At 73.7% G+C, this 24,133-nt stretch carries 16 protein-coding genes; 7 read left to right on the forward strand and 9 right to left on the reverse strand.

Features of this window, described 5'->3' with window-relative positions:
- The first annotated feature begins 54 nt into the window (after positions 1-54).
- Positions 55-1,149: a glycosyltransferase family 4 protein gene (locus tag ABT041_RS33895; protein ID WP_351191770.1), complete on the forward strand. Its 1,095-nt coding sequence runs from the start codon at positions 55-57 to the stop codon at positions 1,147-1,149.
- An 80-nt stretch (positions 1,150-1,229) separates the two neighbouring features.
- On the opposite strand, the gene ABT041_RS33900 is transcribed toward ABT041_RS33895, so the two are convergent.
- The 5 genes from ABT041_RS33900 to ABT041_RS33920 form a co-directional block, all read right to left on the reverse strand.
- Positions 1,230-2,021, reverse strand: a complete 792-nt coding sequence (locus ABT041_RS33900; protein ID WP_351191772.1) for a class I SAM-dependent methyltransferase — start codon at positions 2,019-2,021, stop codon at positions 1,230-1,232.
- Entirely contained in the window at positions 2,021-6,499 is a 4,479-nt protein-coding gene (locus ABT041_RS33905; RefSeq protein ID WP_351191774.1) for an aminotransferase class I/II-fold pyridoxal phosphate-dependent enzyme, read from the reverse strand. The genes ABT041_RS33900 and ABT041_RS33905 overlap by 1 nt, the downstream gene beginning before the upstream one ends.
- Before the next feature lie 126 nt (positions 6,500-6,625).
- Positions 6,626-7,660, reverse strand: coding sequence for a LacI family DNA-binding transcriptional regulator (locus ABT041_RS33910; protein ID WP_351191776.1), 1,035 nt, complete (start codon positions 7,658-7,660; stop codon positions 6,626-6,628).
- Between the two features lie 96 nt (positions 7,661-7,756).
- Positions 7,757-8,086, reverse strand: a complete 330-nt coding sequence (locus ABT041_RS33915; RefSeq protein WP_351191779.1) for a putative quinol monooxygenase — start codon at positions 8,084-8,086, stop codon at positions 7,757-7,759.
- A gap of 46 nt (positions 8,087-8,132) precedes the next feature.
- A complete protein-coding gene (locus tag ABT041_RS33920) occupies positions 8,133-8,885 on the reverse strand; it encodes an IclR family transcriptional regulator (RefSeq protein WP_351191781.1) in 753 nt (250 codons plus the stop codon).
- Between the two features lie 640 nt (positions 8,886-9,525).
- Here ABT041_RS33920 and ABT041_RS33925 point away from each other — a divergent pair.
- Both ABT041_RS33925 and ABT041_RS33930 read left to right on the forward strand, forming a co-directional pair.
- A complete protein-coding gene (locus tag ABT041_RS33925; protein WP_502976656.1) occupies positions 9,526-11,262 on the forward strand; it encodes a VanW family protein in 1,737 nt (578 codons plus the stop codon).
- A 103-nt stretch (positions 11,263-11,365) separates the two neighbouring features.
- Positions 11,366-12,397, forward strand: a complete 1,032-nt coding sequence (locus ABT041_RS33930; protein ID WP_351191783.1) for a serine hydrolase domain-containing protein — start codon at positions 11,366-11,368, stop codon at positions 12,395-12,397.
- Here ABT041_RS33930 and ABT041_RS33935 read toward each other — a convergent pair.
- A complete protein-coding gene (locus ABT041_RS33935) occupies positions 12,363-15,293 on the reverse strand; it encodes an AfsR/SARP family transcriptional regulator (RefSeq protein ID WP_351191785.1) in 2,931 nt (976 codons plus the stop codon). The genes ABT041_RS33930 and ABT041_RS33935 overlap by 35 nt on opposite strands.
- A 139-nt stretch (positions 15,294-15,432) precedes the next feature.
- Here ABT041_RS33935 and ABT041_RS33940 point away from each other — a divergent pair, with 139 nt between their 5' ends.
- The 4 genes from ABT041_RS33940 to ABT041_RS33955 all read left to right on the forward strand — a co-directional run bounded on the left by ABT041_RS33940 (position 15,433) and on the right by ABT041_RS33955 (position 19,655).
- Positions 15,433-16,878 (forward strand): glyceraldehyde-3-phosphate dehydrogenase, encoded by a 1,446-nt coding sequence (locus tag ABT041_RS33940; RefSeq protein ID WP_351191787.1) that lies wholly within the window; start codon positions 15,433-15,435, stop codon positions 16,876-16,878.
- 127 nt (positions 16,879-17,005) lie between these two features.
- Positions 17,006-17,794: a DUF817 domain-containing protein gene (locus ABT041_RS33945; protein WP_351191789.1), complete on the forward strand. Its 789-nt coding sequence runs from the start codon at positions 17,006-17,008 to the stop codon at positions 17,792-17,794.
- Positions 17,795-17,980: 186 nt separating this feature from the next.
- On the forward strand, positions 17,981-18,184 hold the full coding sequence (locus ABT041_RS33950; RefSeq protein WP_150210372.1) for a cold-shock protein: 204 nt from the start codon (positions 17,981-17,983) through the stop codon (positions 18,182-18,184).
- A 94-nt stretch (positions 18,185-18,278) separates the two neighbouring features.
- Complete coding sequence (locus ABT041_RS33955; protein ID WP_351191792.1) at positions 18,279-19,655, forward strand: DEAD/DEAH box helicase; 1,377 nt, start codon at positions 18,279-18,281, stop codon at positions 19,653-19,655.
- 366 nt (positions 19,656-20,021) lie between these two features.
- Here ABT041_RS33955 and ABT041_RS33960 read toward each other — a convergent pair whose 3' ends face one another.
- The 3 genes from ABT041_RS33960 to ABT041_RS33970 all read right to left on the reverse strand — a co-directional run bounded on the left by ABT041_RS33960 (position 20,022) and on the right by ABT041_RS33970 (position 24,014).
- Entirely contained in the window at positions 20,022-20,624 is a 603-nt protein-coding gene (locus ABT041_RS33960) for a hypothetical protein (RefSeq protein ID WP_351191794.1), read from the reverse strand.
- 115 nt (positions 20,625-20,739) lie between these two features.
- Positions 20,740-23,304, reverse strand: a complete 2,565-nt coding sequence (locus ABT041_RS33965) for an MDR family MFS transporter (RefSeq protein ID WP_351191796.1) — start codon at positions 23,302-23,304, stop codon at positions 20,740-20,742.
- A 158-nt stretch (positions 23,305-23,462) separates the two neighbouring features.
- The gene (locus ABT041_RS33970; protein WP_351191798.1) at positions 23,463-24,014 is read right to left on the reverse strand and encodes a hypothetical protein; all 552 of its coding nucleotides are present in this window, start codon (positions 24,012-24,014) and stop codon (positions 23,463-23,465) included.
- Positions 24,015-24,133: the final 119 nt, after the last annotated feature.

Genomic DNA, 24,133 nt, shown 5'->3' on the forward strand with positions numbered 1-24,133 from the left:
GGGGGCCGTCGCCGCTGTGCCGGGCGCGGGGCCCGGACGCGGCGGAGGTGCCCGATGCCCCGCCATGAGCGGCGGCCCCGGGTCCTGCTCCTGACCGCCGGCCCGCTGGACGGTCCGGAAGGCTGTGGCGTGCGGCTGGCCGCCGACGTCCTCGCGGCCCTCCCCGACGTGGACTTCGTCTGGTTCACCCAGGGGCCGCGGCGGCGCCAGGCCCCGCCGGAGCGCGGGCGGCCGGTCCGCGTCCTGTCCCGGGACGGCGCGCCGCACCCCGTCCCGGGGGCGCAGACCTCGCTCACCGGGGCCGTGTTCGCCCGCCGGGTCGACCTCGTGCACGTCTTCCTGAGCATCGGCCACGGCTTCCCCGCCTACTCCTGGCTGCGCCCGCTGCTGCTCGGCGGACGGCCGGTCGTGCACACCGTCCCCGGCGTGACCGACAACCGCTCCCTGGGGCGCGCCCGGCCGCTCGGGACGACCGTCGCCCTGTCCGAGTCGATGGCCCGCAGGCTGCGGGCCGCGGAGTTCGGGGACGTCCGGGTCGTGCCGCCCATGGTCCGGCTCGACGAGTGGCCGTACCTGCCGCGGCCCGAGGGGTTTCCCGCGGTCCTCTTCGCCGGGCACCACGATCCGGACGGCGGAGCGGAGATCGCGATCGAGGCGGCGGCGGTCGCCCACGGCGAGGGGGCCAGGTTCCGGCTGGTGCTCGCGATGCGGGGAAGGCCGGGGCAGGACGCCGAGGCCCTCGACGAGTCGCTGCGGGAGCGGGCCGGCGCGGCCGGGCTGCCCGACGTCGACGTCCGCGGACACGTCGACGACATGCACGCCCTGCTCGCCTCCGTCCAGGTGCTCCTGTTCCCGCCGCCCCGGCTCGGCGGCAACCCGGACATCCCGCTCACGGTGCTCCAGGCGCTGGCGACGGGGCGGCCGTCGATCCTCAGCGACCTCCCGCAGTTCGCCGACTTCGGGCACGCCGTGCTGCGCGCCCCGGCGGGCGACGCGCGCCGCACCGGGCAGCAGCTGGCGTGGCTCCTCGACCAGCCGCGCTCCTGGGACATGCTCGCGGAGCGGGGGCGGGCCCTGGTCGAGGACCGCTTCGGCCCCGAGCGTTTCGCAGCGCGGTACGGGGCGCTCTACCGGGAACTGCTGGCCTGACGGCGCTGCGCACGCCCGCCTCGCCGCCGACCGGACGGGCCGGCCTCATTCCCGTACCCCGTCGGCCCGACGGCCCGGCCTCACTCCCGCACCGAGGAAGAGGAACCGTCCGGTCGGGTCGCCGTGAGGAGGAGGACGCCCGTGTCCCCGTACTCGGGCAGGGTGCGGTCCTTCGCGAGCCTGGTGATCCGCGGGCCGGTGGTACGGGGGCCGAACACGGACCGCAGGGCGGCCTCGTCGACCGGGCAGGCGGGCCAGACCGGGCCGGTGCCGATGCGGTAGCTCGGCATCTGTTCCATGAAGGCGGCGATGAGCGTCCCGCCTGGGCGGACGGCGCGGACGAAGGAGTCGCAGACCGCGGTGAACTCGCCGAAGTCCTCGGTGACGCTCTCGGCGACGAAGTTCATCGAGGCCAGGTCGTACGTGCCGGGGACCAGCTCGTCGGCGGTGCCCCGGACGACCCGGACCCGGCGGAGCGCCTCCTCGCACTCCGCGGGGAGGGCCGGGTCGAGGGAGCGGCACAGGGCGTAGAAGGGCCGCCAGCTGTCGTCGACGCCGTGCGTGAGCTGTGCGCGCAGATAGTGGACGCTGGCGGCGCTGGGTTCGAGGGCGTCGACGCCGCGGCTCGCGGCGCCCGCGAGCATCAGCGGGTACAGGTTGGGCCCTGCGCCGAGTTCCAGGGTGCGGGAGAGGCTGCCGGGGGCGAAGCGCCGGTAGACGGCGGCGTGGTGGCGGATGACGCCGATGTCGCAGGGGTGGAGTCTGCGGTAGTTCTCGGCGAGGTAGGCGTCGACCGGCCAGGCGTTCCAGTCGGCGTCCCGGTTGCGGCGGACCCGGCCCGTCTCCTCGGGGCCCGGTGGATTCGAGTCCATCACTCCTCCGCGGGCCTTGCGGCGGCGACGGAACGGGGGCCCGTGGCGGGCTGCAGCACGAAGCGCTCGGCGAGCTGTGTGAGGGCTGCGCACAGCTGGTCGACCTCCTCGTCGGTGTTGGCGGCGGTGATCTGGATGCGGAAGCCGACCCGGTCGCGCGGGACGAGCGGATAGGACGCGAGCGTCACGTAGATGCCGTGCTCCCAGAGGAAGGTGGCGACGGCGTCGAGGTCGCCGGCGTCGCCGAGCGGGATCTCCACGATCGGCAGCCCGTCCGTGTTGGGCGTGGCGATGCCCAGGGCGCGCACGTGGTCGAGGACGCGGGCCGTCCTGCGGTACAGATGGGCCCTGATCTCGTCCCCCCGCTCGTCGTTGAGTTCGAGTCCGGCGAGGGCGGTGGCGAGCGAGGCGGTCGGGGAGGGCCCCGAGTACAGATAGGGGGCCGCCGCCACCTTGAGGTGGTCCTTGAGCCACTTCGGCACGGCGAGGAAGGCGAGCAGCGAGGAGAACGCCTTGGAGAAGCCGCCGACCAGGACCAGGTTGTCGTAGGTCTCTCCGACGTGGCGGACGATGCTGTTGCCGCGGCTGCCGTACGGGCTGCTCTCGCCCGCACGGCGCTCGCCGAGGACGCCGAAGCCGTGGGCGTCGTCGACGTACAGCAGGGCGCCGTTCTCCCGGCAGATCCGGGCCAGGACGGGCAGGTCGGGGAAGTTGCCGGTCATGCTGTTGACGCCGTCCATGCACACGAGCCGCCCCGCGTCCGCCGGGGCGCCGCGCAGCAGCGCGGCCAGTTCCTCCGGCCGGTCGGCGCGGAAGCGGTGGATCTCGGCGCCCTGCCCCCGGGCGCCGACGCAGCCGTCGTACACGGTGCGGTGGGCCTGCGCCTCGACGAAGACCTGTCCGGTGCCGGCGAGCAGCGGGATGACGGACTGGTGGATGAGGGTGATGGTGGGCAGCAGCAGGGTGTCGGGGGCGCCGAGGAGTTCCGTGAGCCGCTCCTCGATCCGGGGGTAGAGCCGGGGGCTGCCGATGAGCCGGGACCAGCTGGGGTGGGTGCCCCACCGCCGGACCTCGGGCTCGATGGACTCGATGATGGCGGGTTCGAGGTCGAAGCCGAGGTAGTTGCAGGAGGCGAAGTCGATGAGCCAGTCGTCGCCGACCCGGATGCGGCGGCCCTGGACCTCGTCGATGACGGCGTCGCACATGAGGCTGGTCCGCTGGAGGTGCTCCAGGTCCCGCCAGCGGGACTCGCGCGGGGGCCGGACCGTGCGGACGGCCGGGACGGGGCCCGCGAGCCGGACCGCGGGGCGGGCGGCGGGCCCGGTGGCGGCGGCCGGTGCGCGATGCAGATAGGACTCGGTCTGGTGGGCGGTCATGGGGCGGGCGAAGAGGTAGCCCTGCCCGTACCGGCAGCCCATCTGGGCGAGCAGCGCCCGCTGCTCCTCGTGTTCGATGCCCTCGGCGACGACCTGGAGGCCCAGCACGTCGGCGATGCGCACGATGCCCTCCACGAGCGCCACCTGCTGGGGGTCGGTCGTGATGTCGTCGATGAAGGACTTGTCGACCTTGAGGACGTCGATGGGGAATTCGCGCAGGTAGCTGAGCGAGGAGAATCCGGTGCCGAAGTCGTCGATGGCGATGCCGACGCCCAGGTCCTTGAGGGCGGCCATGATGGTCCGGATCTGGGCGTCCTTGCGCATGAGGACGGTCTCGGTGAGCTCCAGGAAGAGCGAGCCGGGGGCGAGCCCGGAGGAGTGCAGGGCGCGGCGCACCTCTTCGAGGAAGCCGGGGTCGCGGAACTGCCGCGGGGAGACGTTCACATTGGCCCGCAGCGGCGAGTCGCGGGGGTGGAGGCGCTGCCAGCGTGCGATGTCGAGGGCCGCGTGTTCGAGGACCCAGGCGCCCAGCGGCATGATGTGGCCGCTCTCCTCGGCCAGGGTGATGAACTGGTCGGGCGGGACCATCCCGCGCCGGGCGTGCGGCCAGCGGATGAGCGCTTCGAGGCCGGCCGGGGCGCCGCCCTCCACCTCGACGATCGGCTGGTAGCGCAGGGCGAAGGCGTGGTCGGCGATGGCCGTGTCCATGCCCGCCTGGAGTTCGTGGCGGGCGACCAGCCGGGAGTGCAGCTCGGGGTGGAAGAGCCGCCACCGCTTCTTGCCGGCGGCCTTGGCCGCGTACAGCGCGAGGTCGGCGTGGCCGAGGAGCTCCTCCGCGTGCGCGCTGTCGAGCACGGTCGCGATCCCGACGCTCGTCGACACGGACACGGCGCCGTCGGTGAGGTGGAACGGCTGGCTGAGGGTGTGCACGATCTCCGCCGCCAGCGCCTCCGCGTCGCGGGGCTCGCGCGCCCCCTCGATGAGGACGGCGAACTCGTCGCCGCCGAGCCGGGCGGCGGTGTCGGTGAGCCGCAGGACCGAGGTGAGGCGGCGGGCGACGGCGACGAGGAGTTCGTCGCCGACGGAGTGGCCCATCGTGTCGTTGACGACCTTGAAGTCGTCGAGGTCCACGAAGAGCATGCAGGTCAGGGTGGACTCGCGGCGGCCGCGGAGCAGTGCCCGCTCGATGCGTTCGAGGAGGAGGACGCGGTTGGGGAGCCCGGTGAGGGAGTCGTGGAACGCCCGGTGGGTCAGCTCCCGTTCCAGTTTCCGCTGCTCGGTGACGTCCCGGAGGGTGAGGACCAGTCCGTGGACGGTGCGCTCGTCGCGCAGGTTGCTGCAGCGGACCTCGACCTCCAGTTCCCCGGAGCCGCCGTGCAGCAGCTTCCAGTCGTCCCGGGCGTCGGCGGCGCCGCGGGCGCGGGCGTCGGCGACGAGACGCAGGGCGCTCGTTGTGTCGGCGGGGGCGAGGAGGTCGGTGAGCGGGGTCCCGGAAAGCAGGGAGCGGCCGAACATGGACTCGGCCGAGGGGCTGGCGTACCGGATGCTGTCGTCGTCGTCGACGATCAGGATGACGTCCGAGGTGTTGTGCACGAGGGTGCGGAAGTAGGCCTCGCTGGTACGGCGGTTCACCTCCTCGCTGAGCCCGAAGCGCTCGAGGGCCAGGGCCGCCTGGGAGGCGAGGGACTGGGCCGAGGCCGCGATCTCCGCGAGCTTCTTCTCGGACCCCGCCATGAGCAGCACGCCGAGCAGCGGTTCGTCTCCGGCGGGGACCTGGAGCTCCAGGGGGCAGAGCAGGGCGTGGGGCTCGGGCGCGATCTCGGCGGCGATGGACGGGTCGAGCCGGGTCACCGGAAGCAGCCGGGCGCCTTCGGCGACGAGCTCGGGCCAGGGGGTGCCACGGGGCCGGATCAGCTCGTCGGTGCGGCAGCTCCACGGGTGCTGCGGGGTGGCCACGGCCGTGAGGCCGCCGCGGCGGTCCCGGGTGAACAGGAGGACCCGGTGGGAGGCGCCGGGGCCGAAGAGGGTGGCGGAGGCCGTCTCGACCGCTCCGGCGACCTCGCGGGGGCTGAGGGAGGCGACGAGGGAGGCGGCGGCGAGCCGGAGGCTGCGTTCACGGGCCTCGGCCTTGCCGTGGTCGCTCATCATGCCCCAGAGCCGGGTGAGGACGAGCAGGAACATGATCGCCGAGAAGATGGCGATGACGCCGATGTCCTCGTTCCGTTCGTGGCGCAGGGACTGCAGGAGGAGCAGGATCGGGGCGACGAGCGAGGCCCCGGCGAGCAGCGCGAGCCGCCGCTCGGCGATACGGGGGGCCGGCTCGGGGGCGCGCTCGGTCAGGCCCGTCATGGACGGGTGCAGGGCGGCGAGGCCCCAGGCCGTGAAGAAGACGACCCAGCCCAGGTCCCAGGGGGTGCCGACCTGCCAGGTGCCCTTGAGCTGGAGGATGCCGTAGATGACGTCGGAGGCCAGGATCCCGCAGGTGCCGAGGGTGAGGAGCTGCACGGAGCGGGAGCGCAGCCCGCCGGGGACGAGGAGCCGGGCGAGCATCGCGAGCATCAGCACGTCGCCGAGGGGATACGCGATGGAGATGGCCTTCTCGGTCCAGGTCATGCCCTCGCTCCGGGCGAGGGGGGTGATGAGGTTGACCCAGCAGAGCAGCGCCAGGCCCGAGGTGAGGATCAGCGCGTCGAGGAGGACGGCGAGGTCACGGCCGACGGCCCGGTAGCGGATGAACCCGAACAGGCCGACCGCGAACAGCGGATAGGTCGCCAGATAGAGGGCGTCGGCGACGGAGGGGAAGGGTCTGGTCTGGCCGAAGAAGGCCTCCAGGGCGTTGTACGCGGTGTCGCCGCCGACGAACGTGAGGTTGGCCGCGGCCAGCACCAGCCAGGGCCAGCGCCGGGCCGGGCGGTGCAGATGGACGCCGACGAGGATGGCGGCGACGCCGCTGAGGCCGATGAGCGCCCACAGGATGGTGTGGCGGGCGGGGATCTTCAGGTACGCGACGGTCACCAGGGCCACGAACAGGACGTAGAGGACGGTCCAGGTGCGCAGGGACCGGGACCAGGCGGGCCACCGGTTCGGCCTGCGCAGCGACATCGTCCACCGCCCCCTTGCCGGGTCGGACGCCGTCGGCGGCGTCCTGTTCGCGGATACGGACCCCGTACGGTGTCCATTCTCCGGGGGCCCCGGGAGGGCTGCATCTCGGCACCCCGCACGTACGGGTCAGGAGGAGGCGCGCACCACGAGCTCGGTGGGCAGCATCCGGCGGGGCTGATCGTCGGGGTCGCCGGGCGAGGCGATCTCCTGCAGGAGCAGGCGTGCCATGGTGCGGCCCATCTCCTCGATGGGCTGGCGCACGCTGGTCAGCGGCGGGTCCATGTGCCGGGCGACCGCCGAGTCGTCGACGCCGACGAGCGCCACGTCCTCGGGGACCCGGCGGCCCGCCTCCCGCAGGACGCCGCGCGCGCCGGCCGCCATCACGTCGGAGGCGGCGAAGACGGCGTCCAGGTCGGGCCGGCGGTCGAGGAGCTCGCGCATGGCGCGCCGGCCGCCCTCCTCGGTGAAGTCGCCGGTGGCGACGAGCGTCTCGTCGGGCGTGAGACCGGCCTCCGTGAGGCCCTCGCGGTAGCCGTCGAGGCGGCAGCGGGCCACGTACATGTCGAGCGGTCCGGTGATGGTGGCGATGGAGCGCCTGCCGCGGGCGGCCAGGTGGCCGACGGCGGTCCGGCCGGCGCCGGTGTTGTCCGAGTCGACGAAGGCGACGCGCTCCGCCTCGGTGCGGCGGCCGTTGAGGACGGCGGGCAGGCCGAGGGCGCGGACCTGGTCGGGCAGCGGGTCGTCGGCGTGCACGGAGACGAGGAGGACGCCGTCGACGCGCTGCGCGGCGAGGTACTGCTCGAAGCGCTGCCGCTCCTGTTCGCTGCGGATGAGGGTGAGCAGCAGCTGCTTGTCGGCGTCGGCGAGTTCGGCGCTGACCCCGCGGATGATGTCGAGGAAGTACGGCTCGGCGAAGAGGCGGGCCTCGGTCTCGGGGATCACCAGGGCGACGGCGTCGGTGCGGCTGCCGGCGAGGGCGCGGGCGGCCCGGTTGGGGACGTAGCCGAGTTCGGCGACGGCCCGTTCGACGGCGGCCTTGGCCTGTTCGCTCACCTTCGGGGAACCGTTGATGACCCGGGAGACCGTGCCGCGGCCGACCCCGGCCCGGGCCGCGACCTCCTCCAGGGTGGGCCTGCCGGTCTGCCGTCCGCTCACCGCCATGTGCCGCTTCTCCCCTCGGGCCGCCCGCCCCCGCCTGCGTGTGCACGCGAACCTACCAGGCGGGGCGACGGGGACCGGGGGTCGTGGCGGAACGGCTCAGACGCCGCGCGGGGCGAGCTCGGCCATGGCACCCCAGCCCTGCTGCGGGACCTCGACGTTGATGATCTCGGGGGTGGCGGCGATGGCCCCGGCCATGGCCTCGAGGCCGGCGGTGAAGTGCTCGGAGGCGACGTGGGCGGCGCCGGCCTCCGCGTCGGCGAAGGCCTCCAGAAGGACGAAGACGTTCGGGTCGTCGACGCTGCGCGACCAGTCGAAGAAGAGGTTGCCGGGCTCCGCGCGGGTGGCACGGGTGAAGTCCTCGACCAGGTCGGGCCAGCGGTCGGCGTGGTCGGGGCGGACGGTGAAGCGGACGGCGATGAAGATCATGCGTCCACTCTGCGGCGGGTGGGACCGGCGGGGCGAGCGGGGCGGCTCAGGATTCCGGCAGGATCGGAAAGTCGGGTACGGCGCGGGCCAGCGCGGCGCGGATGTCGCCCTGGCGCCGGGCGAAGTCGGCGGTGGGCAGGGAGACGGAGAGGGCGTGCACGATGCCGTCGCGGCGCTCGGGGAGGGCGACGGCGAGACAGGTGTACGCGAGATCGGCCTCGCCCACGGACACGGCGAAGCCCTGGCCCCGTACCCGGTCCACCTCGGCCTCGAAGCGCTCCGCGCTGGTGATCGTCCGCTCGGTGAAGCGCGCCATGCCGTGCTCAGCCAGGTAGCGCCGGCGCAGCGGGCGCGGCAGCGCGGCGAGCAGCGCCTTGCCGTGCGCGGTCGCGTGCGCGCGGGCCTCGGGGCCCGGCGTGAAGGGGTGTCCGGCGTCGGTGACGGGGGCGGTGGTGTCGACCACCGTGATCAGGCCGTCGCGATACGCGGTGTGGTACGCCTCCGCGCCGGTCGCCCGGCGCAGCCGGCCCAGGAGCTCCCCGGTCCCCGCACCGAGCCCGTGGTGCCGCTGGTGCGAGCGGTACAGGGCCGGGACGCGGGGGCCGGGGGCGTACCCCTCGGCGGTGCGGACGAGGTAGCCGCGGGCGAGCAGGGGCCCGGTGAGGTGGTAGACGGTCGACAACGCGCAGCCGAGGCGCCGCGCGAGCGCCTTGGCCCCGAGGGGCCGGTCGGCATCGGCGACGACGTCGAGCACGGCGAGGGCGCGCTCGACGGACTGGGGACCGGGGCTGACGGGCACGGCCCCAGCTTAAGCGCGCCGACCTCCGGCCCCGTTGTGGGCATGCGTTCCACCCCGTTGTGGGCAGGCGTTCCGCAAGGGGCGATGGGGGTCCCCCCTGCTCGAGCGAAGCCGAGAGCTTGGGGGAGGGTGGGCACAACGGACGGCGCCCTTGCCGGCGCCAGAGGCTTACGCGCCCTGACCCGCACCCCGTGCACCGAAGCTGGTGGTGCGGGTCCAGGCGCGGAACGCGGAGGCGCCGCGAGAGGGCGCCGTCCCGTGTGCCCACCCGTCCCTCCCCCTAGGACTTCGTCCTGGGGGGACCCCCATGCGGGACGATTGCCCACACGGCGGCGGACCGGGGCACCGCCCCGCCGGGCGCGGGCCCACGCGGGCGCGGGCTTCATACGGGGCGGGGTCAGGCCCAGGCGTGGTCCCACATGGCAGCGGGGCACGCCCCGTTCGGTCGCACGCTGTGTGTCCGGTTTGGGACGGTCCGTATCCCCGCAGGTCAAAACGTCCTTATGTGCAGAAGACACTCTTTCGGCGTACCGTCGTGTGGTTGTCCCATTTCCTCGACGCCCCGGGAGAGCGTGTGCCCCGCTCCAGCATCGACCTTGCCCCGACGCCCCGCGAGGGGCGCCGTCCGCGTCTTCGGGGGGTGGCGATCGCGACGGGTGTGGTGGCGGTCGCCGCGGGCGGCCTGTATGTGGCGGGGCTGCTGGCGACCGGGGACGACATATCCGCCGGCACCCGCGTCGACGGCGTCGACATCGGCGGCATGAGCCGCGCCGAGGCCGAGGCCAAACTGACCGCCGCGGCCCCGGCCTCCTGGAAGGCGCCGATACCCGTGCGGGTCGGCGACCGTGCCGCCGCCGTGGACCCGGCCGCCGCCGGACTGACCGTGGACGTGGCGAAGACCGCCGACCGGGCCGCCGACCCGTCCCGTGACCCCTTCACCGTGATCGGGCGGCTGTTCTCCTCCGGCGAGCGCGAGGTCCAGCCGGTCCTCGCCTACGACGAGGCCAAGACGCGGGCCGCCGTCTCCGGCCTCGCCGAGCAGAACGACCGGAACGTCCGTGAGGGCTCCGTCGCCTTCCGCGACGGCAAGGCCGTCGCGACCCAGCCGGTGACGGGCCGGAAGCTGGACACCGGCCGGGCCGCCGAGGCCCTGCGGGCCTCCTACCCGGCCGCCACGGGCGCCGGCCCCGTGAGTCTGCCCGTCGCCCTGACCCAGCCCAAGCTGCCCGCCGCCGAGGTGAACCGGTTCCTCGACACGTACGCCGCACCGGCCGTGTCCGGCCCCGTGACGCTCACCGCCGGCGACCAGCGGCTGCGGATCTCCGCCGCCACCCTCGGCGACCACCTCACCGTGAAGAACGACAACGGCCGCCTCACCGCCTCCCTCGACGAGGAGGCCCTCCTCCGCGACCCGGACGTGGCGCGCCCCCTCGCCGCCCTGAACGGCGCGCCGGTGGAGGCCGCCCTCGGGGTGCGGGACGGAAAGGTCGTCGTCGAGTCGGCCGGTCGGCCGGGCCACGAGGTCACCGCGAAGGCCCTCGGCGACGCCGTGCGCCCGCTGCTCACCAAGTCCGGCGACGCGGCCCGTACGGCCCCGGTGGCGACCCGGGTCACCGAGCCCGAGCTGTCCTCCGGCTCCCTCGCCCGCCTCGGCATCACCGAGCAGATGTCCACGTTCACCGTGAACTTCCCCACCGCCCCGTACCGCACGACGAACATCGGCCGGGCGGCCGAGCTCATCAACGGCTCCCTCGTGCAGCCGGGCGAGGTGTGGAGCTTCAACAGGACGGTCGGCGAGCGGACCCCGGACAACGGCTTCGTCGACGGCACGATGATCCTCGACGGCTCGTACCGCTCCGCGCCCGGCGGCGGCGTGTCGGCCATGGCCACCACCGTCTACAACGCCATGTTCTTCGCCGGGGTGCAGCCCGTCGAGCACGGCGCCCACTCCTTCTACATCGAGCGCTACCCGGCCGGCCGCGAGGCGACCGTCGCCTGGGGCTCGCTCGACCTGAAGTTCCGCAACGACACGGGCAAGCCGATCTACATCAAGGCGAGCGCCACCGACCACTCGGTCACGGTGAGCTTCCTCGGCACGAAGAAGTACGACTCCGTGGAGGCCGTCGCCGGCCCGCGCACCAACATCACGCAGCCCATCAAGCGCGAGGGCACCGGCGAGGCCTGTGTGCCGCAGCCGCCCCTGGAGGGCTTCGACATCTCGGTGGACCGCGTCTTCAAGAACGGCGGCACCGAGGTCAAGCGGGAGACCTACAAGACCCACTACACCCCGCGCGACGAGGTGACCTGCAAGCCGGTCGCCAAGGACGGCGCGCAGGACACCGGCCAGGACGGCCGGCAGGGCGGCGACCACCGCTGACGGAAGGGTGTCTTCCCGTTCGGCGGGGGCATGACTTCGGAGCGCGGCCCGTCGGCACCCCGACGGGCCTCCCCGAACCTCCCCGGACCGTCGGAGGCACGCCTTGGCACAGCGCAGCGACCCCTTCGAGCGGCTCCTCGGCGACGCCGCCCGCGCGGGCACGTACCCGGGCGCCGCATGGGCCGTGGGCGATGCCCGTACCACCCTGTCGGCCGGAGCGGTCGGGGTGCTCGACCCGGCCCGGCCGGGCGGACCGACGCGCCCCGACACGCTCTTCGACGTCGCCAGCCTCACCAAGATCCTCACGGTCTGGGCGGTCGTCGGCACCCTCGTCGACGCCGGGAAGCTCGATCTGACCGCCCCGCTCGGCTCGTACTGGCCGGAGGCCGCGGGCCGGCCGCTCGCCGGGGCCACCGCGCACCACCTCCTCACGCACACCGCGGGCCTGCCGCTGCGCGCCAACCTCCGGCACCTGTACGGCTCCGATCCGCAGGACGTCCGGGACGGCGTCCTCGCCGAGCCGCTCCGGCACCGGCCCGGGGAGGCCGTCGCGTACACCGACCGGGCGGCGCTGATCCTCGGCTACCTCGCCGAGCACCTCACCCGCCGGCCGCTCCCCCGGCTCGCGGAGGACCGGGTCTGGACGCCCCTCGCCATGACGGAGACCCGGTACGGACCGCTGCCCGCCGGGGCGAGGGAGCGGTGCGCGCCCACGGAGTACGACCCGGAGAGCGGCGCTCCGCTCCGGGGTGTCGTCCACGACTTCTCGGCCCGGCTCCTCGGCGGCGCCTGCGGGATCGCGGGCGTCTTCACCACCACCGCCGACATCGGGCGCTTCCTTCGCCATCTGCTCGTCCCGGTGCCGGGCACCTTCTCCGCCGAGTGGACCGCGGCCTCGCTGCGCGTCCACACCGGGCGACTCGTCCCGCCGCGCGGCCTCTTCTGGCATCCGGCGCCCGGCATGGCACCGGCCGAGGACGTCTGGGCGCACTTCGGGTTCACCGGCACGGCCCTGTGGGTCTCCCCCACGAGCGGCCGCTGGGCCGTGCTGCTCACCAACCGGCTCCGCCTGACCCGCGACCCCGACCCGCTCACCCACGTCAGGAACGGCTTCCGGACCCTGGCCTTCCGCTGACCGGCGCCCCCGTGCTGCCCTCCCGTACCCGGGACGCGAGGGCCTTCAGGCCCTCCAGGCACTCGTCGATCCGCTTCTCGAGGTTGTGCCGGCGGGCGAGTTCCAGGCACGACTCCCAGGTCTCGCGCGCCGCCTCCCACTCCCCGAAGTGGTGGTGGGCCCGGGCCGTGTAGACCAGGCAGTCGGCCGTACCGCCCTGGTCGTTCATCCGAAGGCGGATGGACAGCGCCTCCGCCAGGACCTCGAAGGCCTCGTCGCGGTCGCCGAGGGCGCGCAGCACGTCGCCGTAGTTGGTGAGGGCCGTGGCGAGGAACACCCCGTGGCCGGTCCCGCGGATCAGCTCGATGACCCGGCGGTAGTCCGCGGCCGCCAGATCCTGGTCGCCGAGCATCTTGTGGACGTCCGCGATCCGGCTGAGGAGGAGCGCCTCGCCCTTCGTGTTCCGGGTGGCGCGATAGAGGTCGCTGGAGCGCGCGGCGTGCACGAGCGCCTGCCTGGGGTCCCCGCTCTGCAGGTACACCGCCGACATGTTGCCGAGGATCGACGCCTGGGCCGAGAGGTCCGCGCGCTCGGTGAAGAGCTCCAGGGCGATCCGGAGGTGCTCCAGGCAGGCCTCGTTGCGGAAGGCCATGCCGTGGGCGACGGCCGTGCGCCGGTGCAGCCAGGCCTGCCCGAGCCGGTCGTCGTGCCGGCGGGCTATTTTCATGGCCTGCTCCAGGCAGGCGTCCCACTCCCCCGTCCACCAGTGCGTGCTCGCATGGCCGAAGAGGCCGACGGCGAGCCGCCAGGCGATGTCGGAGCGGCCCAGCTCCCCGGCGCGGGTGAGGGCGTCCCGGACGGCCGGGAGCTCCTTCGCCGTCCACCGGATCGCCTCGTCGTCGTCCGCGAACTCGGGCAGCGACAGGTGCTTCACCGCGTCGCCCCGGAGCGGCGGCGGCGACTGGGTCTCCCGGGTGGCGGCCCGGGTCGCGGCCGCGAGGGCCGCGGCGTACCAGGAGAGCAGCCGGAGGAGGGCCGCGGTGCGCTCGGCCTCGGTGTCCTCGTCGTCCCGCTGCGCCGCGTACTCGCCGAGGAGGTCGTGCAGCCGGTACCGGTCGGGCTCGGGGTTGAGGACGAGGTGGGCGTCGGCGAGCACGTCGAGGACGGCCGCGGCCCGGGCCTCCGTGACGTCGAGGAGCGCAGCGGCGGACTGCGGGGTGACCGCGTGCGGCGACCACACCCGCCCCAGGAGCCGGAAGGCCCGTGCGGCCTCGCGCTCCAGGGGCTGGTCGCTGTCCCGCATGGCCACGTAGCTCATGGCGAAGGTGCGGCGGACGTCGAAGTCCCCCATGGCGAGGGTGTCGAGCCGGCCCCGGTGGGGGGTGAGCCGCTTCGCCAGGAGCGCGAGGGGCCAGGAGGGCCGGGAGGCCAGCCGTCCGCCGACGATGTGCAGGGCGAGCGGCAGGCCTCCGCAGGCGGCCATGATGGCGGCCAGTGCCTCGGGCTCGCTCCCTACCCGCTCGGCGCCGGCGAGCTTGGCGAGGAGCGCGTGCTGGTCGGACTCGGGCAGCGGGGAGAGCGGGACCTTGGCGGAGCCGGGCAGGTCGGCGAGGAGCTGGCGGCTGGTGATCAGGGCGGCGCTGGGCCCGCCGGCGGGCAGCAGGGGGGCCACGTGGGCGGCGTTGCGGGCGTTGTCGAGGACGAGGAGGACCCGGCGCTCCGCGAGCGCCGAGCGGAAGAGGAGGGCGCGGTCGTCGGTGTCCTCGGGCAGCGCGTCCTGCTGGACGCCCAGGTCGGACAGGAACCGGGCGAGCAGTTCGTGGGCCGTGCGTGCCCCGCCGGCGCAGTAGCCGCGCAGGTCGGCGTAGAGGGCGCCGTCCGGGAAGGCCTCGCGCACCCGGTGGGCGACGTGGACGGCGAGGGCGGTCTTGCCGACTCCGCCCATGCCGGACACCACGACGGCCCGGACCCGGGAGTCGCCGGGGAGGGCGCCCCCGCTCGTACCGCCCGCCCCGGGGCCGTCGGCCTCGGGCGGTACCCCGAGGAGGGCCCGTACGGTCGCCACCTCGGTCTCCCGGCCCGTGAAGGCGTCGGCCTCGCCGGGCAGCTGGAAGGGCGGGCGGGGCGGGGCGGGGCGCGGGCGGGGGGCCGGCGCCGGGTCTCCCGCGAGCACCTCCGCGTACGCCTCCCGGACCGCCGCGCCGGGTTCCGTGCCGAGCTCCTCGACCAGGTTCCGGCGCAGCCGCTGGAACACGGAGAAGGCCTCGGCCTGCCGGCCCGAGCGGTGCAGGGCGAGCATGAGGCTCCGGTGGAAGCCCTCGCGCAGCGGGTGCTCGCCCGCCAGGGTCGTGAGCGAGGCGACGGCCTCCTGGTGGCGGCCGAGGTGCAGCTCCGCGTCGAAGCTCCACTCGAGGGCCTGGAGGCGCGCCTCCGCGAGCCGGTGGATGCGGAGCGCGGGCTTCTCGGTCTCGGAGTAGGGGGCGAGGTCCGCGAGGGGGGTGCCGCGCCACAGCGGCATGGCGAGGTCGGCCTCCCGGCGTACCGCCTCCCAGTCCTCACGCTGGTGCGCCTGCCGGACGGCCCGGACCCCGGCCTCGAAGACGTCGGCGTCGAACTCGCCCTCGTGGACGGTCAGCTGGTAGCCGGGGGCGACGGTGCGCAGCCGCTCGTCGCTGCCGCCGTCGGCGGCGGCGAGGACGCGGCGCAGCCGGGTGAGGTGGTTGGCGAGGGCGGCGTCGGCGCTGGCGGGGACCGAGGCGCCCCAGAGGGCTTCCTTGAGGGCGTCCCGGGAGACCGTGCGGTTGGCCTGGAGCAGGAGTGCGGCGAGGAGGACGCGGACCTTGGGGCCGGTCACCGGCCGCAGCTCCGTCCCGTCGTGGACGACGAGTGATCCGAGCAGCCCGAACTTCACCACCATTGCCCCCGCATCCTGGTAGGTGGGCCCGCCCGACCGCGGCGGATCCCGACGTGACCCATCGTACGGTTCGGCACCCCTTGATTGATCAAACCGGCCGCGGGTTAACATGTGAGCGCCGCCTAGCTCGAAAGATAATCTTGTGACTGTCAATGACGACTCGTTCACCAGCTGGAAGAACCGCGAGGAGATCGCGGAGTCGATGATCCCGATCATCGGGAAGCTGCACCGGGAGCAGGACGTCACCGTCCTGGTCCACAGCCGCTCCCTGGTGAACAAGTCGGTGGTCAGCATCCTCAAGACCCACCGCTTCGCCCGGCAGATCGACGGCGAGGAGCTCTCGGTCACCGAGACCCTGCCGTTCCTCGAGACGCTCACGACGCTCGACCTGGGCCCCTGCCAGATCGACATCGGTGTGCTGGCCGCCGACTACAAGACCGACGACCGCGGTCTCTCGGTCGCCGAGTTCACCGCCGAGGCCGTCGCCGGCGCCATCGGCGAGAACAAGATCGAGCGCCGTGACGGCCGCGACGTCGTCCTGTACGGCTTCGGCCGCATCGGCCGCCTCGTCGCCCGCCTCCTCATCGAGAAGGCCGGCTCCGGCAACGGTCTGCGCCTGCGCGCGATCGTCGTCCGCGGCGGTGGCGACCAGGACCTCGTGAAGCGCGCCTCGCTGCTGCGCCGCGACTCCATCCACGGCCAGTTCCAGGGCACGATCACGGTCGACGAGGCGAACAGCACCATCGTCGCCAACGGCAACACGATCAAGGTGATCTACGCCAACGACCCCTCCGAGGTCGACTACACGGCGTACGGCATCGAGAACGCCATCCTCATCGACAACACCGGCAAGTGGCGGGACCGCGAGGGCCTCTCCAAGCACCTGCGCCCCGGCATCGACAAGGTCGTCCTGACCGCGCCCGGCAAGGGTGACGTGCCGAACATCGTGCACGGCGTCAACCACGACACGGTCAAGCCGGACGAGCAGATCCTGTCCTGCGCCTCCTGCACCACCAACGCGATCGTCCCGCCGCTCAAGGCCATGGACGACGAGTACGGCGTGCTGCGCGGTCACGTGGAGACGGTCCACTCGTTCACGAACGACCAGAACCTGCTGGACAACTACCACAAGGCCGACCGTCGCGGCCGCTCCGCGCCGCTCAACATGGTGATCACCGAGACCGGTGCCGCCTCGGCCGTCGCCAAGGCCCTGCCTGACCTCAAGGCCCCGATCACCGGCAGCTCGATCCGCGTCCCCGTCCCGGACGTCTCGATCGCGATCCTGAGCCTGCGCCTGGGCCGCGAGACCACCCGCGAGGAGGTCCTCGAGTACCTCCGGGACGTCTCGCTGCACTCGCCGCTGAAGCGCCAGATCGACTTCACCACGGCCCCCGACGCCGTCTCGATGGACTTCGTCGGCTCGCGCCACGCGTCCATCGTCGACGCCGGCGCGACCAAGGTCGACGGCGACAACGCGATCCTGTACCTCTGGTACGACAACGAGTTCGGCTACTCGTGCCAGGTCATCCGGGTCGTCCAGCACGTCTCCGGCGTGGAGTACCCGACCTTCCCGTCCCCGGCGGTCTGATCTCCGACGGCACGGCCGTACTGCACGGCGGCGCGCCGCACTCCCGTCCGGGGGTGCGGCGCGCCGCCGTTCCACCACGGAGACGACACGGCGAACCGGACACGGGTGCCCCCGCGTCCCTCCCGCCATGAGGACGCTCACCCACGGGATACGTCAGCTGCTGCGCTTCGCGGTCCTGGAGGCGCGCTGCTGCGCCTTCGCCGTCGCGCTCGTCGGCGGCATCGCCGTCTCCAGTCTGCTGCCCGAACTGCCGGTCGCCCGCTACGACCTGCTGTTCCTGTACGGCGTGGGACTCACCGTCCTCGCGTGGAAGGTCGGCTGGGACACCGGCCGGGACGTCGCCGTGATCGCCGGCTGCCACGCCATCGGCCTTCTCTTCGAGCTGGTCAAGGTGCGGATGGGCTCGTGGAGTTACCCGGAGGACGGCCTGACGAAGTTCGGCGGCGTGCCGCTGTACGGCGGGTTCCTGTACGCGGCGCTCGGCAGTTACGTGTGCCGGGCCTGGCGCCTGTTCGACCTGCGGCTCACCGGCTACCGCCCGCGGATCACGGCGGTTCTCGCGGCCGCTGTGTACGTGAACTTCTTCAGCCACCACTGGCTGCCCGACGCCCGTTGGGCCCTGGCCGCACTGCTCCTGGCCGCGACGGCGGGGACGTGGGTGCGGTTCCGGGTCGGCGAGAGCGACCACCGGATGCCGCTGGCCCTGTCGTTCGTGCTGATCGGCTTCTTCCTCTGGGTCGCCGAGAACGCGGCCACCTATGTCGGCGCCTGGAGCTATCCCGACCAGCTGCACGGCTGGCAGCCGGTCTCCCTCACGAAGTTCGGCGCGTGGGCGCTGCTCGTCACGGTCACGTTCGTCCTGACGGCCCGGCACGAGAATCGGGAGAATCGGACATTTTTCGTGCACGGCGGCTGATGCCGTGCTACAGTCGAGATCAGTTGCAGTCGTGGTTCCCAAAGAACTTACAAGTGCCTTCGACGATTCGACATCGTCGGGCACTTTATGTGTTTTCGGTGCAGTTTTCCGGACGGGGCAATCATCACGGCGACGCCGGGATCCGCACAGTGCGGTTCCCAGGGCTACGCCCCGAAGGAGATAGTCATGGCTAATGGCACCGTGAAGTGGTTCAACTCGGAAAAGGGCTTCGGCTTCATCGAGCAGGAGGGTGGCGGCCCGGACGTGTTCGCCCACTACTCCAACATCGCCACCCAGGGCTTCCGTGAGCTTCAGGAAGGCCAGAAGGTGACCTTCGACGTCACGCAGGGCCAGAAGGGCCCCCAGGCGGAGAACATCCTCCCCGCCTGACGTTGACACGTCCGACGCGGCCGGGACCCCACCCTTGTGGTGCGGGCCCCGGCCCGTCGCATTTTCCAGACCTTTCCGACGGACCAGGTGCCGCATGACCACCACGCCCCGCAAGGACGCCGACCCGGCGCCCGTGACCTTCGCCGCGTTCGACCTGCCGGCCGGCCTGCTCACGGAGCTCACCCGCCAGGGCGTCGACGCGCCGTTCCCGATCCAGGCCGCCACCCTGCCGGACGCCCTCGCGGGCCGCGACGTCCTCGGCCGCGGGCAGACCGGGTCCGGCAAGACCCTCGCGTTCGGCCTGCCGCTCCTCGCCCGCACCGCCGGGCGGCGGGCCGAGGCCCGCAAGCCGCTCGCCCTGGTCCTGGTCCCCACCCGCGAGCTGGCCCAGCAGGTCACCGACGCCCTCGCCCCGTACGCCGAGGTCCTCAAGCTGCGCCTGGCCACCGTGGTCGGCGGCATGTCGATCGGCCGGCAGGCCACCGCGCTGCGGGACGGCGCCGAGGTCCTGATCGCCACCCCGGGCCGGCTCATGGACCTCGTCGAGCGCAAGGACTGCCGGCTCGACCGGGTGGCCGTGACCGTCCTCGACGAGGCGGACCGGATGGCCGACATGGGCTTCCTGCCGCAGGTCACCGAGCTGCTCGACCAGGTGCCCCAGGGCGGTCAGCGGATGCTGTTCTCGGCCACGCTGGACCGGGACGTCGACGCGCTGGTCGAGCGCTACCTCCAGGACCCGGCCGGCCACTCCGTCGACCCCTCGGCGGCCGCGGTCTCCACGATGGAGCACCACGTGCTGCACGTGCACGGCCCCGACAAGTTCGCCACGGCCACGGAGATCGCCGCGCGCGACGGGCGCGTGATCATGTTCCTGCACACGAAGGCCTCCGTCGACCGCTTCACCAAGCACCTCCTCGGCAGCGGTGTACGGGCCGCGGCGCTGCACAGCGGCAAGTCGCAGCCGCTGCGGACCCGGACCCTGGACCGCTTCAGGACCGGCGAGGTCACCGTCCTGGTCGCCACCGACGTGGCGGCGCGCGGCCTCCACGTCGACGAGCTCGACCTCGTCGTCAACGTCGATCCGCCCGCCGACGCCAAGGACTACCTCCACCGCGGCGGGCGCACCGCGCGCGCCGGGGAGTCCGGGGTCGTCGTCACGCTGGTCACGGACGAGGAGCGCCGGGACGTGGCCCGGCTCATGACGGAGGCGGGCATCCGGCCCCGTACCACCCGGGTCCGCTCCGGCGAGGCCGAGCTGTCCCGCATCACCGGCGCCCGGAAGCCCTCGGGCGTGCCGGTCGACGGCAGCGCGCCGAGCCAGGAGAACACCGGGCGCGGCGGCGCGGCCTTCCGTGGCATGGGCACCGTCCCCGGTCGCCCGGGCCGCGCGAAGAACGAGTCCCGCCGGGCCGCCGAGGCCCGCAAGACGGCCGAGGCCCGCCGGGCGGCGAAGATCCGCCGGGGCGGCTGAGCGAAACGGCTTCACGAGCCCCGCGTCGGGCCGACGGGCAGCCCGGCTGCCTGCCGGCCCTACGGCGGGAGGGCCGGCTGACCCGGCTGCTTGCCGGCCCGACGACCGGACGGCGCGACGGCCCGACGGCCGGCTGACCCGGCTGCTTGTCGACCCGACGACCGGACGGCGCGACGGCCCGACGGCCGGCTGACCCGGCTGCTTGCCGGCCCGACGACCGGACGGCGCGACGGCCGGCTGACCCGGCTGCTTGCCGGTCCGACGACCGGACGGCGCGACGGCCCGACGGCCGGCTGACCCGGCTGCTTGCCGGCCCGACGACCGGATGGCCGGAGTCCGGGCTTCCGGCCGGTCCGGCAGGCGTCGTCAGACGCTCCAGATCTCCTTCATCGTCTCCACTTCGCCCTTGGCGTTCAGCGTGACCTCGTAGACGTTGTTGTAGCAGCCGAAGGGGGGCTCCACCTTGGGGTAGTCCTCGGTGGGCGCCCCGATCTCCTGGGCATGGCAGCGGTCGATGTGCAGCGCCAGCTGCTCGTGGTCGACCTGCTTCGACTGGCCGGGGCCGAGGGCCAGATACGCCTTGACGTCCTGGGGAAGGACGTAGTGCTTGGTCGGGTCCCCCTCCTCGGCGCCGTAGATCCAGTCGTTCGGCGTGCAGTGCGGCTTGGCCTCGGCCGCCTCGAAGCCGCCGGAGTCCCGCATGAGCTGGATCTTCAGCTTCAGGAGCCCGGCGGGCAGGGTCGGCGGAGTGCCGCAGTCGCCGCCCTTTCCGTCACCGTCGACGTCATCGGCCGGCGCTCCGTCTCCGGCCTCACCGGGGTCCGACGTCTTGGACGCCGAGGCCGACGGCGAGGTGCCGGAACCTCCGGTCACTCCCTGGGCGCTGGGGTCCTCCGGACCGCAGGCGGCGACGCCGCTCAGCGCGGCGAGAAGCGCTATCGCGCCGAGGACACGGCGAGTTGAGGTCATTCTTCCATTCCCCCGAATGTGGAGAGCTCGATGTCGTGATCATGATTGACCGACGGGGCTTTCTACACCACGGAGTTGTCGAAGGGCCAATTGGCGCGCCGCCGGGCACCGCCGGTCAGTCCCGCACCGGAGCCCCCGTCGTGACCAGCAGGCCCGCCAGGACGCTCGCGAGGAGCAGGAGGCCGGAGGTGCACCAGAGGGCGACGGAGTAGGCGCTCAGGACGGCCGCGTTCGACCGCGCGACGGCCTCGGACGCCGCTGCCGGGAGGTAGTGCGTGTCGACGAGGACGCCGCGGCGGACCGCGTCCGTCAGGGCTGCGGGAAGACCGTCGACTTCGGACAGGCGGCTGGAGATCCCCGAGGCGATGATGCTGCCGGACAGCGGGACGGCGAGCCGGCCGCCGAGGGTCTGGGCCGCGAGGACCGTGCCCGCCGTGCCGCCGGAGCCCTGCGGGCCGGACGCGCCGGTCGTGGTGTCGAGCAGCGGCCCCAGGGCCAGACCGAGGCCGAGGCCGAGGAGGAGGATGCCGGGCAGGACGAGGGCGGCGTACGAGCTGTCGGCCTCCAGCCGGGCCAGGAGTCCCACGCCGGCGGCCGCGACGACCAGGCCCGGGACGACGAGGAGGCGGGGCGCGGTCCTGGCCTGGAGGCGGCCGGAGACCTGGGCGGCCCCGAGGACGGCGACGGCCAGGGGCAGCAGGGCGAGTCCGGTCCGGGACGGCGTGTAGCTCAGGCCGGCCTGCAGATAGAGGGACAGGACCAGGAACACGGTGGGTGTGCTCATGCCGACGAGGGTGAGGGCGAGCAGGGAGCCGGCGCGGTCACGGTTCCTGAAGAGATCCGGGTGGACGAGCGGGCTGCTCGTGTGGGTCTGCCACCAGGCGAAGGTCACCAGGAGGGCCGCGCCGAGCAGCAGGAGGAGGATGGTCAGGCGCGTGGTCCATCCGTCGCCGTGGACGATCTCCGCCCGGTGGAAGCCGTAGAGGAGCGCGGCGAGCCCGCCGGTGCCGAGCAGCAGGCCCGGTACGTCGAGGGGGGCCGGGGTACGGGCAGACCGGTCGTGCTCCAGCCGGACCGCGGGGATCACGGCGGCGAGGGCGAGCGGGACGGCGGCGAAGAAGCACCACCGCCAGCTCAGGTTCTCGACGAGCCAGCCGCCCGCGAACGCGCCGATGGCCAGGCCGCCACCCGCGAACACGGCGTAGATCCCGAAGGCCGTGCCGCGCTCCTTCCGGTCGGTGAAGCCGCCTGCCACCAGGGCGAGCGCGGCCGAGGAGAGCAGCGCGGCGAACACGCCCTGAAGGGCGTACGCCGCGAGGAACACGGGCATGGAGGGGGCCATTCCGCCGAGCACGGAGGCGGCGGCGAAGCCGGCGAGGCCGATGATCGCCGCCCGTTTGCGGCCCAGGAGATCGGTGAGGTGCCCGCCGAGCAGGAGCAGGGCGCCGAAGCCGATCCCGTACGCGAAGGGCAGCAGCGGCAGGTCGTCGACGGAGAGAGCGAGGTCGGCCTGGATCACCGGCAGCGCCGCGTTCGTGATCGTCGAACCGACGAGGACCAGGAACTGCGCCAGCGCGGCGACGGCCAGGCCGGCCCACCGCCGGGGCGACGGACCCGCCTGGCCGGACGGGGCGGTGGGCGGCCCCCACGCTCCGGGCACGGCGTCCACGACGGGCCCGAACCCCGGCGGCGGGTTTCCGCCCGCCGGTGTGGTCGGGGTGTAGGCAGGGGGCGGCGGGGCCTGCGCGGGGATCCGCGGGTCCGGAATCGTCGCCCGCGTCTCCGGGGCGAAGTCCAGCAACTTGGCGGCATGACGACCGAGTTGCGCGAGAACGGAGCCGGGCAGCCACTCCTCGGCAGGGTCCGTGACCGTGCGCGCCGCCACCTCGGCGGGTGTGGGCCGCCGCGTCGGGTCCTTGTGCAGGCATTCCCGTACGAGATCGATCAGCGAGTCCGGCACGCCGGTGAGGTCCGGCTCGTCCTCCGCGATCCGGAAGAGGTGCGCGCTGAGGCCGGTGTCGGTGGCGCCGAAGAGGAGCCGCCCGGTGGCGGCGTACACGAGGACGGCCCCCAGGCAGAACACGTCACTGGCCGGGGTGAGTTCGAGCCCGCGCACCTGCTCGGGCGACATGAAGCCGGGCGAGCCGATCAGCATGCCCGTGCGGGTGTGCAGGCTGTCCCCGCCGAGGCCGTCCATGGCCCGCGCGATGCCGAAGTCGATCACGCGCGGCCCGTCGACGGTCACCAGGACGTTGGACGGCTTCAGGTCGCGGTGGATCAGTCCGGCCGCGTGCACGGACTGCAGGGCCACGGCGAGCCGGTGCGCGAGGACCCGCACCGAGTGCTCGGGCAGCGGACCGAAGTCCCTGGCCACCACGGTGGTCAGGTCGGGCCCGGGGATGTACTGGGTGGCCACCCACGGCACCGGCGCCTCGGTGTCGGCGTCGAGCACGGCCGCCGTCCACTCCCCTCCCACCCGGCGGGCGGCCTCCACCTCGCGCGCGAAGCGCCGGCGGAACTCGGGGTGCTGGGCGTGCTCGGCCTGCACCACCTTCACGGCGACCGTCCGTCCGCCCTCGGACCGGCCGAGGTACACGAGTCCCATCCCGCCGGCGCCGAGCCGGGCGATGAGGCGGTACGGGCCGATGCGGGTCGGGTCTTCGGTGATCAACTGGTCCACGGCAGCAACTTAGTTGAAGCGCGCCGGGCCCGGCGCGGGATCACCCGAACCATGGGCCACGTCACGACGGGGAGTATCGCCCCGCCTTCGTGGGCGGGAGCTTTCTGACAAGGTCGTCGGTCTCGCGTACCGGCAGGTCGACGCGGTCCGGACGGGGGCTACGTCGCGAGGCGTTCGCCGGACGGGTCGGCGACGACGATCTGGAGGTGCGACGGCGCGTAGGTGCGGGACTTCGCCACCATCTTCCGCAGGTCGAACTTGCCGCGGGGGACGGTGACATGGATCGGCGCGGGCATCGCCGGGTCGGACGCGGCCACGGGCCCGCCCGCCGGCAGGGACGCGCCGGGGCGGAGCCGCGCCCCGATCAGCGCGTGCGTACCGCCCTCGGGAACGGCCACGACGAACGCGGTGATGTCGCTCCAGGGCAGCGGGACCGTGCCGAACCGTGCACCGGCCGCGTCGAACTGGAAGGCCGTACGCCGGTTCTCGTACCAGGAGACGATGAAGGGGACCGCGGCGACGATGACGACCCCGCCCTTCATGTCGAGCGCCCATCCGAGCAGTACGGCGAGGCCGACCACGCCCACGATCGCGCCCCACAGTCCCGCCTGGTCCCGCGCGGAGAACGGGTGGGTGACCCGGTAGCGCTCCCAACGGGCGGCGCGGCGGGTGGGCCGCGCGCCCGGCGCGCTGCCGCCGGACTGTGCCATGGCGAACTCTCCCTCTCTCGACGACGCGGGCCGGGGGGGGGCCCCCCCCCCCCCCCCCCCCCCCCCCCCCCCCCCCCCCCCCCCCCCCCCCCCCCCCCCCAGGGAAAATGGTGCAACGA

It is taken from the genome of Streptomyces sp. NPDC002825 (assembly GCF_040295385.1).
Classification (GTDB): Bacteria; Actinomycetota; Actinomycetes; order Streptomycetales; family Streptomycetaceae; genus Streptomyces.